The following is a 15,890-nucleotide window of genomic DNA, read 5'->3' as shown; positions in this document are numbered from 1 at the left end:
GGCGGCCGCCATGCCTGTCGTCAGCGCAATTCCCACGCCTTCACCCGCCAACGAGGGAATGACCCCGATCTGGTCGCCGACGCGATAGAGTCCGGCTGCGTCGTCGCGCGCGCGCCAGCCATAGGGGACGTTGGCGATCGCCTGCGCCTCGCCGATCGCTTCGCCCCCGATCCTCCCGGACAAGGCGGGGCATTCCCGCATCGCCCTTGCCAGCATGGCGTGCGGGGTCTGTCCTGCCTCCGCGAACACGGACAGGCGCACCGCCATGCAGAGATTGGCCGCGCCATCCTCCTGCATCATCAAGCCCGCATAGCCCTGGTCGAACAGGTGAAGTTCGATTGCGTCATCCAGCCGGGCGGCGAGCGAGGCGCTGGCCGGAAAACGCCAGCGCAGGCCGATCGACATGAGCGGCGAGGCCGCGACACGACTTGCGCCGCGCACATCATGCTTGCCGGTGGCAAGGATCAGATGCTCGGCCCGCTCGACCGATCCGTCCGCCAGCCGGACTTCCCCGCCTTCGATCGCACGGACGGCGACGCCCCGGCGAACCGTCGCCCCGGCCTGCGCCGCGCGGTTCAGCAGCGCCTCGTCCAGCCGCCGTCGCGACAGGCCGGCCGCCGGAGCAGGAAGGCGCAGGTCCGCCATGCGGGTCGCGGCGAAGACACGGGCGCGATGGACGGGATGCGCGCCCAGCGCCAGCGGATCGACGCCGCATTCTTCCAGCAATCGCATGGTGTTCCAGCTTAGGAACCCGCCGCACAGCATGTCGGCCGGTTCGGCCGTCCGTTCGATGACGACCGGATCATGACCCGCCCGCGCCAGCCGGATTGCCGCCGCAGAGCCGGCCGGGCCGCCGCCGACGATCAGCGGCATCGTTCGACACACAGCCGGAAGGGGAAGGCGCGGCGCACATGGGCCTGATCGATCCCGGCCTCCGCCAGCAGCGCCTGCCATTCCGGCGGCAGGAAGGACCGGGCGATCGACAATGTGCCGTCTTGCCGGACGATGGGATGCCACCGCATGATCCGCGCCAGCAGCGGATAACCCATATGGGCTATTCGGTGGCGCATCAGGTCGTTGACCAACCACCCGCGGCGCGCCTGCATTTCCATGAACTGCACGAAGGCAATGAGTTGCGGCCGCGTCATATGATGAGCGACGAGGCTGGACAAGATGACGTCCCATCCTTCTGCGCCCAGTTCGGCATAGTCGCCGGTGCGATAATCGATCGCCATGTCCGGCGGCGTGGCCTCGCGCGCGATGCCGGCGGATCGTGGGTTGAGGTCGATCCCGACCAGATCGACGGCGACGCCGCACCGCACCGACCAGCGATGGATGCGGCGCAGCATGTCGCCGGAGCCAAAGCCAACATCCAATATGCGCAGTGTGTCGCCCCGTCGGTCCAGTTTGTTCAGAAACGCTAATGTCGGCCGCGCCGCCATGGTCCAACTGTTGACGCTGCTCAGATCGCGCAGCACTGCGGCGTAGACATGGGCCGGCAGGTCCGGCGCGTCCATCTGCTCCTCCGCGTCGATCGGGCGGGACAGGTCGATCATGCGGCCTGCGCGTATCGAAAACCCTCTACAGCCATGCCTGGGCCGAACGCCATGGCGACACCGGCCTGTAAAGATGGCCGCCGCCGGAGGATGTCGTGAAGGACGAACAACAAGGTCGCCGAACTCATATTGCCATAGCGGTTCAACACATTGCGGGACGGCTGCAAGGCATCTTCAGGCAGGTCGAGCGCCTGTTCCACCGCGTCGAGGATGGAGCGTCCGCCCGCATGGACCGCCCAGCTATCAACGGCGCCGCCGCCGGTCAGGCGTGCGCGCGTTTCCCGGTCCGCCAGAGCGCCGGTGATCCGTTCAGGCACCTTGCCCGACAATTGCATCGCAAAGCCCGTGTCGCCGATGTCCCAGGTGATGAGGTCGTCGCTGCCCGGCAGAGCCAGCGAAAATGGCGCTTTGATCGCAAGGCCCGAAGGCTGCGCACTGACGATGGCCGCGGCGGCGCCGTCGGCGAACAGCAACATCGACAGCAGCGATTTGAGGTCGTCAGACGCCTGAAGATGCAGGCTGCTCAGTTCGACCGACACCACCAGCGCTTTCGCATCGGGTTGCGAGCGGACGATATGATAAGCCGTCCGCAATGCCGACACGGCGGCATAGCATCCCATGAAACCGATCAGCGTGCGTTCCACGCGATCGGACAGGCCCAGCCGTCGGGCAAGGATCTGATCGATGCCCGGCGCCACGAAGCCGGTGCAACTCGCCAGAATGAGGTGGGTGACGCCATCCAGCGATCCCAGGCCCGCGACCGCCCGTTCGGCCAGAGCAGGGGCTTCGCGGGCATAGACGGTCATCCGATCGGCCGTTCCCGGCCAGGCGAGGGCGTCATAGAAGCCACCGGGATCGGTCTGCGTGCCGCCTCCGCTGCCCGGCGCCAGAACGCTCCAGCGATGCTCGATCTGCGCGCGCGCCACCATGCGATCGAACAACCGCCGCTCGGTCCGGTCCGTCAGGCGTCGCGCTGCCCACTCTATAAAGGCGGGATGCACATCATGCGGGGGCGTGGCGGTCGCAATGGCATTGATGCAGGGGGTCGCGGGCACTCATTGTCCTTTCCGGTCGGGACCGCACCAGCATGACCGCAGGATTGCGATCATGCGCTTGTTGAACAGACCGTGCAATTACGGAAACATTACGAAGCGGTTAGGCAAATGGTTGCACCCCGTCCCGCCGCCGATCCGCAAATTCCCCCCGTCCCTTACGGAACCCGTCCCTGCGCAACGAAAAAGCCTCCCCCGAACCGATCCGGGGGAGGCTTTGGCAGCACAGACATATGTCGGTCGAGCGTCAGACCATGCCCTCGGTATCGAGCGCATAGCCGGCCGAACGGACGGTGCGGATGATGTCCTGATATTGGCCATCGGCGTTGATCGCCTTGCGCAGGCGACGGATATGAACATCGACGGTGCGCAGTTCGATGTCGCTGTCTTGGCCCCAGACGCTGTCGAGCAGCCGTTCGCGCGAAAAGACCCAGCCGGGATGCTCCAGGAAATGCTTGAGCAGGCGGAACTCGGTCGGGCCGAGCGGGATGACCTGCCCGCTGCGGCGCACCTTGTGGCCTACCGTGTCCATCTCGACATCGGCGAAGGTCAGCGTCTCGCCGGCCAGCGCGGGCCGCACCCGTCGCAGCACGGCGCCCACCCGCGCCACCAGTTCGCGGGGCGAGAAGGGCTTGGTCACATAATCGTCCGCGCCGGTTTCCAGGCCGCGGACGCGATCCTCTTCTTCGCCGCGCGCGGTCAGCATGATGATCGGCACGTTGGCGGTGCCGGTCATGCGGCGCAGGCGGCGGCAGACCTCGATGCCCGACAGGCTTTCCACCATCCAGTCGAGCAGGACGATGTCGGGAACATTTTCCTGCGCCATCAACAGCGCTTCCTCGCCATCGACCGTATGGGCGACGTCGAAATCCTCACGTTTGAAATGCCAGATCAGAAGCTCGGCAAGCGCCGCGTCATCTTCCACCAGCAGCATCTTGGCCCGCGGCATGATCAGTCCTCCACTTGAATGTCGGCACCGCGGTCGCGGTCGGGCAGGGTATTGCCCGTGGCGGCGTAATAAACCATCTCGGCGACGTTGGTGGCATGGTCGCCGATACGCTCGATATTCTTGGCGATGAACAGCAGATGCGCGCATTCGCTGATCGTCTTGGGGTTTTCGACCATATAGGTCACCAGCGTGCGGAACACGCTGTTGTAGAAATCATCCACCACCGTGTCGCGCTCGACCACTGCCAGGGCCAGGTCGGGATCGCGCGCGGCAAAGGCGTTCAGTGCGTCATGCACCATCTCGCCGGCGACCTGGCCCATGGAAGGAAGAAGCGAAATCGGCTCCAGGGTACGGGTGTTGGTGGCGACCAGCGGCACGCGCTTGGCGATATTCTTCGCATAATCGCCGATGCGTTCGACCACGCTGACGATTTTCAGCGCGGCGACGACGTCGCGCAAGTCGTTGGCCATCGGCGCGCGCAGGGCGATCACCTCCACCACCATCTTCTCGACCTCCGCCTCGATCGCGTCGATGCGCTTGTCGTCGGCGACGACTTCGGCGGCGAGCACCTTGTCGTGGCGCTGGAGAGCCAGCATCGCATTTTCGATCGCCGCTTCGGCGCGCCCGCCCATTTCGGCGATCAGGCCGCGCAGCCGGTCGATATCCTCGTCAAATGCCTTGATCGTATGTTCTGCCATATTCGTCTCTCCGTCCCGGTCAGCCGCGAAAATCAGCCATAGCGACCGGTGATATAATCCTTGGTCCGCTCCTGGCGCGGATTGGTGAAAATCTCGCTGGTCACGCCATATTCGACCAGTTCGCCCAGGTGGAAGAAGGCGGTGCGTTGCGACACGCGCGCGGCCTGCTGCATATTATGGGTGACGATGACGATGGCGTAGCGCCCGCGCAGTTCGTGGATCAGTTCCTCGATCTTCGCCGTGGCGATCGGGTCCAGCGCCGAACAGGGCTCGTCCATCAGGATGACCTCCGGCTCGACAGCTATGGCGCGGCCGATGCACAGGCGCTGCTGCTGGCCGCCCGAAAGCGCGGTGCCGCTGTCCTGGAGCCGATCCTTGACCTCTTCCCACAGGCCAGCGCGCCGCAGCGACTTTTCGACGATGACGTCCATGTCCGCCTTCGACGCGGCCAGGCCGTGGATGCGCGGTCCGTAGGCGATATTCTCGTAGATCGACTTGGGGAAAGGGTTGGGCTTCTGGAACACCATGCCGACGCGCGCGCGCAATTGCACCACGTCCATGGAGGGGGCGTAGATGTCTTCGCCGTCCAGGGTGATGGCGCCTTCGACACGGGCGCTGGCGACGGTGTCGTTCATGCGGTTCAACGTGCGCAGGAAGGTCGACTTGCCGCAGCCCGACGGGCCGATGAAGGCGGTCACATGGTCCATGTCGACGTCGATCGAAACGCCCTTGATCGCCTGCTTGGGGCCATAGAAGACCTTGACGTCACGCGCCGTCATCTTGGGGTTATCCACCGCCAGATTATGTTGTTCTTCGGTCATGGGTGTCATTACCACCGTTTTTCAAATTTGTTGCGCAGGTAGATGGCGAGGCCGTTCATCGCGAGCAGGAAGATGAGCAGCACGATGATCGCCGCCGACGTTTTCTCGACGAAGCCCTTCGAGACTTCGTCCGACCAGAGGAATATCTGGACGGGAAGAACGGTAGCCGGGTCAGTGATGCCGCCCGGCGGCGTGGCGATGAACGCGCGCATCCCGATCATCAGGAGCGGCGCGGTTTCGCCCAGCGCGCGCGCCATGCCGATGATGGTGCCGGTCAGGATGCCGGGCAGGGCGAGCGGCAGGACATGCTGGAACACCACCTGCACCGGGCTGGCGCCAATGCCTAGCGCCGCGTCGCGGATGCTGGGCGGCACCGACTTGATGGCGTTGCGGCCGGCGATGACGATGACCGGCATCGTCATCAGCGCCAGCGTCACGCCGCCGATCAGCGCCGCCGATCGCGGCAGGTGCAGGAAGTTGAGGAAGATCGACAGGCCCAGGAGGCCGAAGATGATCGAAGGAACGGCCGCCAGATTGTTGATCGACACTTCGATGATGTCGGTCCACCAGGCCTTGGGTGCATATTCCTCCAGATAGAGGGCGGTCGCCACGCCGATCGGGAAGCTCAGCACCAGGGTGACGAGCATGGTGAGCAGCGAGCCCTTGAACGCGCCCCAGATGCCGACCTGGGTCGGATCGGTGCCGTCGCTGGCTGTCAGGAAGTTCCAGTTGAAGCCGGTCGAGAGGATGCCGGCCTGCTTGAGGCGCGTGACGGCGGCTTCGGCCTCCGGCGAGCCATCGCTCTTGGCCGCGAGGTCGATCTCGGTCGAGGCGGGAATGCGGATGGTTTCGGTGCGGCTGAGGATGGTCGGATCGGCCTTGATCGCGTCGCGGATGCTGACCCAGGCGGTGGGCGACAACAGCGCGTCGGCATCCTTGCCAAGCGTCTTTCGGGCCACCGCGCTCGTCACCATCGGCAGGTTGGCGTTGGCCAGCGCCTCGTTGGTGATGGTGTCGGGGTCAAGCAGCAGCGGCGCGGCGGGAAAGTCCACCTTCAGCGCGATTTCGGTCCGGGTGAAGCCGCGCAGGCCATTGCCCATCATGGTCACGAGCAGGAAGGCGAGGAAAGCGGCCGAGAGCAGCACCGCCCCCATGCCCAGCAGGCGGAAGCGGCGCTCGGCGGCATAGCGTCGCGCGATCCGTCGGCGCATCGCGTTCGACTTCCAGTCGGTAGGGACGCGCTCGGAGATGATGGCGGCAGACATTATTCGTAAGCCTCGCGATATTTCTTCACGACCCGCAGGGCCACGATGTTGAGCAGCAGGGTGACGATGAACAGCACCAGTCCAAGCGCGAAGGCGGCCAGCGTCTTGGCGCTGTCAAACTCCTGGTCACCGGTCAGCAACTGGACGATCTGGGTCGTCACCGTGGTCACGCTGGCGAAGGGATTGAGCGTCAGGTTGGCGGCAAGGCCCGCGGCCATCACCACGATCATCGTTTCGCCGATGGCGCGGCTGACGGCCAGCAGCACGCCCCCCACGACGCCGGGCAGCGCGGCGGGGACCAGAACGCGGGTGATCGTCTCGCTGGTGGTCGCGCCCATCGCCAGGCTGCCGTCCCGCATCGACTGCGGCACGGCGGCGATGCTGTCGTCGGCCATGGATGACACGAAGGGAATGATCATCACGCCCATCACCAGGCCGGCGGCCAGTGCGCTTTCCGAGGATGCGCCATGGATGCCGATCGAGACGGCGAGGTCGCGCAGCGCCGGCGCGACGGTCAGCGCGGCGAAATAGCCGTAGACGACGGTGGGGACGCCCGCGAGCACCTCCAGCATCGGCTTCATCCACTTGCGCACGGTGGGGCTGGCATATTGGGTCAGATAGACCGCGCTCATCAGGCCCAACGGAATGGCGACGATCATGGCGATGATCGCGCCGATGAAGATCGTGCCCCAGAACAATGGCACCGCCCCGAACGCGTCCTTGTTGCCATAGCCCATGGCGGCCGACTGCGGACTCCATTTGACGCCGAACAGGAAGTCGAGCGGGTTCACCATCGAGAAGAAGCGGAAGCTTTCCCACAGCAGCGAGGCGACGATGCCCAGCGTGGTGATGATCGCCAGCAACGAGGCGATCAGCAGCGACGCCATCACCAACCGTTCCACCCTGGTGCGCGCCCGGAAATCGGGGCGCACGCGCGTGAAGGCATAGGCGCCACCGGCAAAAGCGAGGATCAGCGCAAGCACCGCGCCGGCGATGCCATATTCGGTCAGGGCTGTGCGATAGGGCTCGACCAGCGCTTCGCTCGCCGGATTGAAGGCGGCGGCCTGCAACCCGCTGGCGATCGCCCGCGCCTCGCCCAGGATGGCGGACCGGGCAAAGCCATCGGCGGGCAGGCTCTGCGCCGCCGGATCGGTCAGCACCGATTGCGTCACCAGCCCTGGCGCCACATTGGCCCACACGGCCAGGAAAATGCCGGCGGGGATCAGCGTCCACAGTGCGACATACCAGCCATGATAGCCTGGCAGCGAGTGAACGGCGTCGCGCCGCCCGGTGGCTCGCGCCACGGTCTGGAGCCGGAGCGCACGCGCGCGGGCGCTGACCCAGGCTATGGCGCCCAGGCCCGCGAGCAGCAGGAGGATGGCTGGTCCGGTCATGGGCCTTCGCTTATTTGAGTTCGGAACCGTCGAGCACGGCCAGGGATCTGACCGTCTCGGCGCTTGCCTTGCGCTGTTCTTCGGGTGAAGCGACCATGCCGCGCTTGGTCAGCGCGCCGTCAGGCCCCCAGTTGGCGGCGAAGGTGTTGATATAGGCCTGAAGGCCGGGGACGGCCTGCATATGCGCCTTCTTCACATAGATATAGAGTGGGCGGGCGCCGGGATATTGGCCGGTCGAAACCGTTTCATAGGTCGCCTGGACGCCGTTGATCGGCACATCCTGCAATGTGTCCTTATTTTCTTCCAGGAAGCTGAAGCCGAAGACGCCGACAGCATTGGGATTTGCACCCAGCTTCTGAACGATCAAATTGTCATTTTCGCCGGAGTCCACATATTTGCCGTCCTCGCGGATTCGGGTGCAGGTCGCCTTATATTCGTCCTCATTCTTCTCCTTGAGCGCTTCCATGGCGGGGTCGCTCTGGCAACCCTTTTCAAGGATCAGTTCGGCAAGCGAATCGCGCGTGCCGCTGGTCGATGGCGGGCCGAAGACGGAGATGGTGATCGCCGGCAGGCTCGGGTCCACATCCTTCCAGGTCTGCGTCTTGTTCGGCCCCTTGCCATAGGGATTGGCGGCCAGCGCCTCATAGACGATCTGGGGAGTGAGCTTCAGGCCCGGACCTTTTTTCGATTCGGCGAAGGCGAGGCCGTCGACGCCGATCTGGATTTCGATGATGTCCTTGACCCCGTTGGCCTGGCACTGGTCGAATTCGGACTTCTTCATCCGGCGCGAAGCATCCTCGATGTCGGGATGCTGGGCGCCGACGCCCGCGCAGAACAGCTTCATGCCCCCGCCCGTGCCGGTCGATTCGATGATCGGCGACTTCATGCCGGGGTTGCTGTGGACGAACAGTTCGGCCGCCGCGGTTGCGAAGGGATAGACGGTGGAGGATCCGACCGCGCGAATCTGGTCGCGTGTGCCGCCCGCGCCCGACTGGTCGCCGCAGCCGGCGAGGCTGAGCATGGTTGTGGCCGCAGCGGCGAGAAGGGCGAATTTCTTCACGGGAATCTCCATCATCAAAGCCGCGAGTCGCATGTCGCCGCCCCCATGGAGACGGCCACTAGTCGCGGACCATCGCGCCTCTGTGACATTCCAGTTTCATTTTCATGACACTGTGCCGGAAAGGGCGGAAGGCCGCCTTTTCTCGTCCATTCTGGCGGAGGCTTCTTCGGCGGGCGGCGGCAGAAGCACGCTGATGCTCGTGCCCTTGCCCAATGTGCTCGCAATGTCGAGCCGGCCACGATGCCGTTCGACGATATGCTTGACGATGGCCAGGCCCAGGCCCGTGCCGCCCATCGCCCGGCTTCGCCCGGAATCGACGCGATAGAAGCGCTCGGTCAGGCGCGGCAGGTGGTCGGGACCAATGCCTTCGCCCTCGTCCGCGACCGACAGCCGGGCCATGCCGCTTGGCCCTTCGGCCAGCGAGACGCGGATCGGCGTGCCGGGGCGACCATATTTCACCGAATTGCCGATCAGATTGTGCAGCAACTGTGACAGTTGCGCCCGGTCGCCCAGCACCGGACCCAGGCCGGGGGCGATCTCCATCCCGACGTCGCGGCCCCGCTCGCCATGGCTGGACCGGAACACGCCGACCACTTCGGCCACCAGCTCGCTCAGGTCCACCGCGCTGTCGGGCGCACGATATTTTTCCGCTTCGATCCGCGACAGGGATATGAGGTCGTCGATCAACCGCTGCATTCGCCGGGCTTCGCCATCCATGATCTTCAGGAAGCGTTGGCGGGTCTCGACATCCTTGCCCAGTTCGGGATCGGCCAGCGTCTCGATGAAGCCCAATATCCCCGCCAGCGGCGTGCGCAGTTCGTGGCTGGCATTGGCGACGAAATCGACGCGCATCCGTTCGGCGGCATGGGTGCCGCTATGATCGACCAGATGCACCAGCCGTCGCATCGCGCTCACGGCGCCGACGGGGGCGACACGCATCTGCCAGCGCTGTTCGCGCGTGCCGAGGCCCACCAGTTCGATCATGATCGGTTCGGCCAGCGGCGCGAGGCTTGCCAATCGCTCGGCGGCGGCGGGGTGGCGGATGGCGATGCGCGCATCCTCTCCCTCGATATGCGCGCCCAACAGCCGCATCGCCGCCCGGTTGGCGCGCACGATCCGTCCTTTTTCCACTAGCATCAGCGGATCGGAAATCCCCTCCAGCAGACTTGGAAAATCGGGATGGGCGGTAAAGTCGGGTTGATCGACCACGACCGGCGACGGGGCGGGGGACGGGCGAAGCCCCGCATCACCCGACGTGATGATGAGCACCAGGACGCCGGCCAGGACCGGCAGGGCGATGTTGATCGGGTGCGCGCCCAACATCAAGGCGCCGCCCGTGCCCAGCAACAGCATGGCCAGGGAGGCGGTGATCTGCGAAATGCTTAGTCGATTCATGGTTACCGCGCTGGATTTGTCGCGTAATTGCTGCGATGGTCGATGCCCAATAGCGTGCAATCTTTACGCTTTGGCAAGCGCGCGATGCGAAACGGAATTTTATGAGCGACCCGAAGCCCGAGCAGGACGGCCTCCCGCCGCAGCAGCCCTCCATTGTCGAACAGCCGGCGGAGGGCGCCTTTGCGTCGCGTCGCCAATTGCTGATGGGCGGCGCGGTGGCGGCTTCCGCGATCGTTTCGATTCGTCCGGCGTTGGCCAACACGGCGGCCTCCGTGCTCAATTGCACCATTCCCGTGCCCGACCAGGGCCGCGCGGGCAAATATATCGCGCCCAGCGGGCAGGTCGTGCCCGCTGGCACGCCGGGCGCTTTTCCCGGCACCGGGCGCAGCTTCACCGGGGAGCAGGTGAAACAGGCGCTGCGCGGTCGCCCGTTGCCTGGCACCAGCTACGACCAGAATCAGGCCTATCTCAACTATATCCGCCGCCTCCAATCGGGGACGAGCGGCTTTACCTGCTACGCCTCCTTGCAGATGCCGCGCTGATCCGCCGTTCGGCGCAATGGCCGATTGCAAAAATTCCCCATATCAGGGCGGGACGATGCAGCAGGAAGGGCCGGCCATGGACAGGATGAAGCGCTATCGTCTCGACCGCCGCGACTCCTGTCGCGTCTGCCCGCTCGACGATCTCGTCCTGCTCTACCATCCTCGGTCGGGCCAGACCCATATGGTGATCAGTCCCGTGCCCGAAATGCTGGAGCGCATGGTCGACGGGGCGCCTGTCACGGCGTCGGATCTGCATGACCGGCTGGCGCGCGACTATGACCTGGGACCGCGTGACGTTGCGCTGGCGCAGGTCGCTGCGCAGTTGGAGGCGCTGGAGGCGCTGGGGCTGGTGTGCGCGGCATGAGGCATGAACTGACCCTGCGCATCGGCCCGGCGACATTCCGCGTCGGGTCCGCCTGGCGCGCGCCGATCGACGCATTGGCGCGGCTCTATGCCGCCTATCCCGACCAGCGCGGCGCCATCGCCGACTTCACCGTCCGGCTTCAGCCGACCAGCCTGGCGCGGCGCTGGGTGCGACCGTCCATCTTCATCACCGGTGACCATGGGCTGGCCGACGCCGCGCCGATGAGCCTGGCCCATGGCTTGCTGGCGGCTGAAATGGGCATGAACCTGCAAATGGCGCTCGGCTGGCGACGACATCTGCTGCTCCATGCCTCCAGCGTGGAGAAGGACGGGCGCGCGTTGGTGATGACCGGAGAGTCCGGCTCCGGCAAATCGACGCTGGCGGCCTTGCTGGGCGAGCGTGGCTGGCGGCTGATGGGCGATGAATTTGCGCTGCTGGACCTCGACAGCGGGGCGATCCTGCCCTTTCCGCGCCTGGTATCGCTGAAAAACCGGGCGATCGACGTGGTTGCAGGCGCGGTGGCGGCGGACCGGATGGGGCCGCTGCTGCGGGCCACGGCAAAGGGCGACATCCGCCACATGGTCCCGCGCGCCGATGCCGTCGCCCGCATGACCGAAGGCGCGGCGCCCGCGCTGCTGCTCTTCCCCCGCTTTGGCCATCAGGCGGAGGTCCGGCCGGTGGGACAGGGGGAGGCGTTCATGCGCCTGACCCAGGCATCGACCAATTATGTCGCTCTGGGGGAGCCGGGTTTTGCCGCCCTGACCCGCTTCGTGACCGGCGCGCCCGCGCGCGCGATCGACTTTCCATCGGGCGAGGCCGCGTTCGATATGGTCGATCGCCTGTGGGATGAATTGGCGTGAGCGCCGCGCTGCTGGTCCGCGCGCTGCGCGATCCCGCGTCGGTCGCGGCGCTCGACGCGACCGGGTGGAACGGCCTGATCGCGGCGGCGCGCGCGGAACGGCTGATCGGCACGCTGGCCTGGCGGCTCGATGGCGGGGCCGTGCCGGCGGCGGCGGCGCCGATCCTGGACGACGCGCGGCGGGACGCGGAGCGTGAAGCGCGCCAGGCCTTGTGGGAAGCCGACCGCGCGGCGCAGGCGCTGCGCGGGCTGGATGTCCGGTTGCTGCTGCTCAAGGGCACGGCCTATGTGGCGGCCGGCCTGCGCGCGGGGCAGGGGCGCTTCATCGGTGACCTCGACATATTGGTGCCGCGCGCGGCCATGCCGCAGGTCGAGGAGGCATTGATGGCGGCGGGCTGGGAATGGGTGAAGCCCGACCCCTATGACGACGCTTATTATCGCCAGTGGATGCACGAATTGCCGCCGATGATCCATCGGACCCGCGACCGGATGATCGACGTGCATCATACCGTCCTGCCGCTCACCGCGCGGCAGACGCCCGACGCGGAGGCCATGATCGCCGACGCCGTCGCGATAACCGATGGATTATATATTCTCTCGACCGAGGACCGGATCGTCCATTCGGTTGCGCATATGCTGGCCGATGGCGACTTGCAGGGGGGACTGCGCAATCTGTGGGACATATATTGCCTGCTGCCGGATGCCGATCCCCGGACGCTCGATGCGCGCGCCGACCGCCATGGTCTGCTGCGGCATGTGAGTCAGGCTCGCCGCCTTGCCGCAGCGCTGTATGGCGATGGCGAGCGGTTGACGGTCTGGGACCGGCTGGTCCGCGCCCGCTTGCTCGCCCGTGACGGCTGGGGACGGGAGACGCGTAAGCTGCTCGTCTTCGCCTTCTATCTCCGATCTCACTGGTTGCGGATGCCGCCGCAGATGCTGGTGCGGCATCTCTGGACCAAGTGGCGCAAGGGGCATCGGCCGCAATAGGGCGACGGCGTCATGAACAAGAATGTTCGCCCGCCTGCTCAATCCGGCGTCAGCATCGCCTTGATCGCCAGCGCCGCCATGTCGGCGATCGCCGTCAGGCGCTGGGTCGAATGGCCCGCGCGCGCGTCAGCCGACAGGCCGGACATCACGGCCGTCATATAATCCGCCACCACATCGGCCTTGTCGGGGTGGGTGCGGGCGACGAAGTCGCGCATTGCCTGCACGCTCGCGTCCCGGCAACCGCGCGCGCGGCAGGCCGCATCGGCGTCTGTGCCACGGCCGCCTTCCAGCACCATGCATCCCAGGGTGGCTGGATCGGCCGAATAGAGGATGGCGGCCTTGTGCAACACATCCGCTAACACCGTCGCGGGACTGGCCTTGGCCATATCCAGCGCCTCCAGCAGGGGCGATGCCCGCGCATAGCGGCCCAATATCTCATCGAACAGCGCCGCCTTGCTGCCGAAGGCGGCGTAAAGGCTGGGCGGATTGATTTCCATGGCCTGTGCCAGCGCGGCGACGCCGACGCCTTCATAACCCTGTGCGTGGAACAGCGCCTGCGCCCGCTCCAGCGCCTTTTCCCGGTCGAAAGCACGGGGTCTGCCGCGGCTTTTCGATTTATCTTTAACGGTCACTATAAAAATCCTTGAACATGTCCGCTTTTAATTTATATAGCGATCATTACAAATATCTCAAGGATGATCCACATGACCGATTTCACGTCGAAGAAAGCCCTTGTCATCGGCGGTAGCCGCGGCATCGGCGCCGCAATCGTCCGTCGCTTCACTGGCGACGGCGCGCAGGTCGCCTTCACCTATGCCGGATCGCACGATGCTGCGCAGGCGCTGGCCGCTGACACCGGCGCGACGCCGATCCAATCCGACGCGGCCGATCGTCAGGCGGTGATCGACGTCGTTGCTGCGCAGGGACCGCTCGACATATTGATCGTCAATGCCGGCGCGCTGGTGATGGGCGACGCGCTGACGCTGGAGGCCGACGCGGTGGACCGGATGATCGACATCAATGTCCGTGCGCCCTATCATGCTGCGGTCGAGGCGGTCCGTTTGATGCCCGATGGCGGCCGCATCATCGTCGTCGGATCGGTCAATGGGGATCGTATGCCTTTTGCGGGCGGTGCCGCCTATGCCCTCACCAAGTCGGCGTTGCAGGGCATGGCCCGCGGCCTCGCTCGCGATTTCGGTGCGCGGGGCATCACCGTCAACATCATCCAGCCCGGCCCGACCGATACCGACATGAACCCGTCGAACGGGCCGATGGCCGAAACCATGCACGGCTTCATGGCAATCAAGCGCCATGCCACGGGTCAGGAGATTGCGGGTCTCGCCGCCTATCTCGCCGGCCCTGAAGCGGGCATCGTCACCGGCGCCATGCACACGATCGACGGCGGCTTCGGCGCCTGACACTCGCTCTCCTGCATCATTGAGAGCGGAGCGAAGCCATCCAGGACAGTGACTGAGATGACTTCCTTCCGCTCTTGATGCGACCGCCTCAGTCCTTCTTCAATATATCCAGCGCCAGCACGGTCATCGCCTCGCTACCGGTGGCGATGACCTTGTCGGCCTGTGGCGCCCAGAAGGGGCTGTGGAGCGAGGGCAGGCTGATCTGACCGGCCTGCGCCGCCGCCATCTTCTCCGCCGGAACGCCGCCGACCCAGAAGATGAAGCTCTTGATGCTCTTGTCGGCGCGATAGAAGCGGCCGAAATCCTCACCGCCCATCACCGCCGTCGTCTTGACAACCCGGCCGTCGGGGAAATGCGTCTTGAGCAAGCCCGCCATCTCCTCGGCGAATTCGGGCGGATTATAGGTGGAGGGCGTGAATTCGTCCTTCACGCTCACCACCGGCATCTTGTCTTGCGGCATACCCGCCGCGATCGCTTCGCCTCGCGCGATGCGCCTGATCCCCTCGATCAGTTTCGCGCGGGTCTCGTCCGAATAGCTGCGCACGGTCAGTAGCAGCTTCGCCTCGTCCGGGATGATATTATGCTTGGCGCCGCCCTGAAAGCTGCCGACGGTAACGACGGCCGGGTCTTGCGGGTCCTGTTCACGGCTGACGAGCGTCTGGAGCGAGGTCACGATCCGCGACCCCAGCACGATCGGGTCTTTGGCGGTCTGCGGATAGGCGCCATGACCGCCCACGCCCTTCACATCGATATCGACGCTATCGACATTGGCCAGCGCATAGCCCGGTGTATAGCCGATCACCCCCGCCTCCAGATTGGCGGCATCATGAAAGGCGAGCGCATGGGTCGGCCGCGGGAAGCGGGTGTAAAGTCCGTCCTCCAGCATGTCGCGCGCGCCCTTGCCCACTTCCTCTGCGGGCTGGAGGATCATGACCAGCGTCCCCTTCCACTGATCCTTGCGCGCCGCGAGCAGCTTCGCCGTCTCGATGAAGGCCGTCATATGGGTATCATGGCCGCAGGCGTGCATGACGCCGGTCTCGACGCCCTCGGGCGTCTTGGTGCGAACCTTGGAGGCGAAGTCCAGCCCGGTCTGCTCCACCACCGGCAGCGCGTCCATGTCGGCGCGGATCAGCAGCACCGGACCTGTGCCATTCTTCATCACCGCCACGACGCCGGTGCCGCCGACCTTCTCGGTCACGTCATATTTCAACGCCTTCAGCCGCTTGGCCAGCTTGGCCGCGGTGTTGACTTCCTTGAGCGACAATTCCGGGTTGGCGTGCAGGTCGCGGTAAAGCGCCATCATGGCGTCCATGTCCTTGGCCACCGCCGCGCCGATCTCGCTTTGCGCGGGCGGCGTTACGGGCGGGGTTTCCGGCGGCGTCTGGGCGGCGGCGATGGACGTGAAGCTGACGGCGGCCAGAACGGTCGTGAGCGCGTGGCGCATATGCATGATCTCCCTTGCTGCGCATGAGCATAAGGCGATTTGCGCAAGGGTGAAGGGGGTGTCTTCACCTCTTGCGCATATGCTGC

Annotated in this window: 17 protein-coding genes; 5 read left to right on the top strand and 12 right to left on the bottom strand. The window is 65.5% G+C overall.

Annotation, left to right across the window (positions count from 1 at the left end; genetic code table 11):
• The 10 genes from C100_RS34265 to C100_RS34220 all read right to left on the bottom strand — a co-directional run.
• On the bottom strand, window positions 1-873 hold an 873-nt coding region (locus tag C100_RS34265), incomplete at its 3' end, for an NAD(P)/FAD-dependent oxidoreductase (RefSeq protein WP_024019563.1).
• Window positions 864-1,556, bottom strand: coding sequence for a methyltransferase domain-containing protein (locus C100_RS34260; protein ID WP_024019562.1), 693 nt, complete (start codon window positions 1,554-1,556; stop codon window positions 864-866). The genes C100_RS34265 and C100_RS34260, both read right to left, overlap by 10 nt.
• On the bottom strand, window positions 1,553-2,611 hold the full coding sequence (locus tag C100_RS34255; RefSeq protein ID WP_024019561.1) for a type III polyketide synthase: 1,059 nt from the start codon (window positions 2,609-2,611) through the stop codon (window positions 1,553-1,555). Before C100_RS34255 ends, C100_RS34260 begins: the two co-directional genes overlap by 4 nt.
• A gap of 244 nt (window positions 2,612-2,855) precedes the next feature.
• On the bottom strand, window positions 2,856-3,557 hold the full coding sequence (gene phoB / locus C100_RS34250; protein ID WP_024019560.1) for a phosphate regulon transcriptional regulator PhoB: 702 nt from the start codon (window positions 3,555-3,557) through the stop codon (window positions 2,856-2,858).
• Window positions 3,558-3,559: 2 nt separating this feature from the next.
• Complete coding sequence (phoU, locus tag C100_RS34245) at window positions 3,560-4,255, bottom strand: phosphate signaling complex protein PhoU (RefSeq protein WP_024019559.1); 696 nt, start codon at window positions 4,253-4,255, stop codon at window positions 3,560-3,562.
• 32 nt (window positions 4,256-4,287) lie between these two features.
• The gene (gene pstB, locus C100_RS34240) at window positions 4,288-5,076 is read right to left on the bottom strand and encodes a phosphate ABC transporter ATP-binding protein PstB (RefSeq protein ID WP_031309279.1); all 789 of its coding nucleotides are present in this window, start codon (window positions 5,074-5,076) and stop codon (window positions 4,288-4,290) included.
• A gap of 8 nt (window positions 5,077-5,084) precedes the next feature.
• Window positions 5,085-6,329 carry a phosphate ABC transporter permease PstA gene (gene pstA / locus C100_RS34235; protein WP_031309278.1) on the bottom strand — a complete coding sequence of 415 codons (1,245 nt, stop codon included), beginning with the start codon at window positions 6,327-6,329 and terminating at the stop codon, window positions 5,085-5,087.
• A gap of 11 nt (window positions 6,330-6,340) precedes the next feature.
• On the bottom strand, window positions 6,341-7,735 hold the full coding sequence (gene pstC / locus C100_RS34230) for a phosphate ABC transporter permease subunit PstC (RefSeq protein ID WP_024019556.1): 1,395 nt from the start codon (window positions 7,733-7,735) through the stop codon (window positions 6,341-6,343).
• Between the two features lie 10 nt (window positions 7,736-7,745).
• Window positions 7,746-8,807, bottom strand: a complete 1,062-nt coding sequence (locus tag C100_RS34225; protein WP_200866558.1) for a substrate-binding domain-containing protein — start codon at window positions 8,805-8,807, stop codon at window positions 7,746-7,748.
• A gap of 90 nt (window positions 8,808-8,897) precedes the next feature.
• Window positions 8,898-10,190 (bottom strand): ATP-binding protein, encoded by a 1,293-nt coding sequence (locus C100_RS34220; protein ID WP_037530203.1) that lies wholly within the window; start codon window positions 10,188-10,190, stop codon window positions 8,898-8,900.
• A gap of 101 nt (window positions 10,191-10,291) precedes the next feature.
• Between C100_RS34220 and C100_RS34215 the strand changes: the two genes are divergently transcribed.
• The 4 genes from C100_RS34215 (at window position 10,292) to C100_RS34200 (ending at window position 12,942) form a co-directional block, all read left to right on the top strand.
• On the top strand, window positions 10,292-10,732 hold the full coding sequence (locus C100_RS34215) for a hypothetical protein (RefSeq protein ID WP_024019553.1): 441 nt from the start codon (window positions 10,292-10,294) through the stop codon (window positions 10,730-10,732).
• Between the two features lie 76 nt (window positions 10,733-10,808).
• Window positions 10,809-11,096 (top strand): HPr-rel-A system PqqD family peptide chaperone, encoded by a 288-nt coding sequence (locus tag C100_RS34210; RefSeq protein ID WP_031309274.1) that lies wholly within the window; start codon window positions 10,809-10,811, stop codon window positions 11,094-11,096.
• Complete coding sequence (locus tag C100_RS34205) at window positions 11,093-11,956, top strand: HprK-related kinase A (protein ID WP_031309273.1); 864 nt, start codon at window positions 11,093-11,095, stop codon at window positions 11,954-11,956. Before C100_RS34210 ends, C100_RS34205 begins: the two co-directional genes overlap by 4 nt.
• Window positions 11,953-12,942, top strand: a complete 990-nt coding sequence (locus tag C100_RS34200) for a nucleotidyltransferase domain-containing protein (protein WP_024019550.1) — start codon at window positions 11,953-11,955, stop codon at window positions 12,940-12,942. Before C100_RS34205 ends, C100_RS34200 begins: the two co-directional genes overlap by 4 nt.
• Before the next feature lie 38 nt (window positions 12,943-12,980).
• Here the strand turns inward: C100_RS34200 and C100_RS34195 are convergent, their stop codons facing one another.
• Entirely contained in the window at window positions 12,981-13,574 is a 594-nt protein-coding gene (locus C100_RS34195) for a TetR/AcrR family transcriptional regulator (RefSeq protein ID WP_024019549.1), read from the bottom strand.
• A 72-nt stretch (window positions 13,575-13,646) separates the two neighbouring features.
• Here C100_RS34195 and bdcA point away from each other — a divergent pair, with 72 nt between their 5' ends.
• Window positions 13,647-14,360, top strand: a complete 714-nt coding sequence (bdcA, locus tag C100_RS34190; protein WP_031309272.1) for an SDR family oxidoreductase — start codon at window positions 13,647-13,649, stop codon at window positions 14,358-14,360.
• Between the two features lie 88 nt (window positions 14,361-14,448).
• On the opposite strand, the gene C100_RS34185 is transcribed toward bdcA, so the two are convergent.
• A complete protein-coding gene (locus C100_RS34185; RefSeq protein WP_031309271.1) occupies window positions 14,449-15,804 on the bottom strand; it encodes an amidohydrolase in 1,356 nt (451 codons plus the stop codon).
• Window positions 15,805-15,890: the final 86 nt, after the last annotated feature.

Origin of the sequence: Sphingobium sp. C100 (genome assembly GCF_000508185.1) — a bacterium.
Classification (GTDB): domain Bacteria; phylum Pseudomonadota; class Alphaproteobacteria; order Sphingomonadales; family Sphingomonadaceae; genus Sphingobium.
The sequence above is the reverse complement of the archived record's forward strand: the minus strand, read 5'-3'. Positions and strand labels throughout refer to the sequence as shown.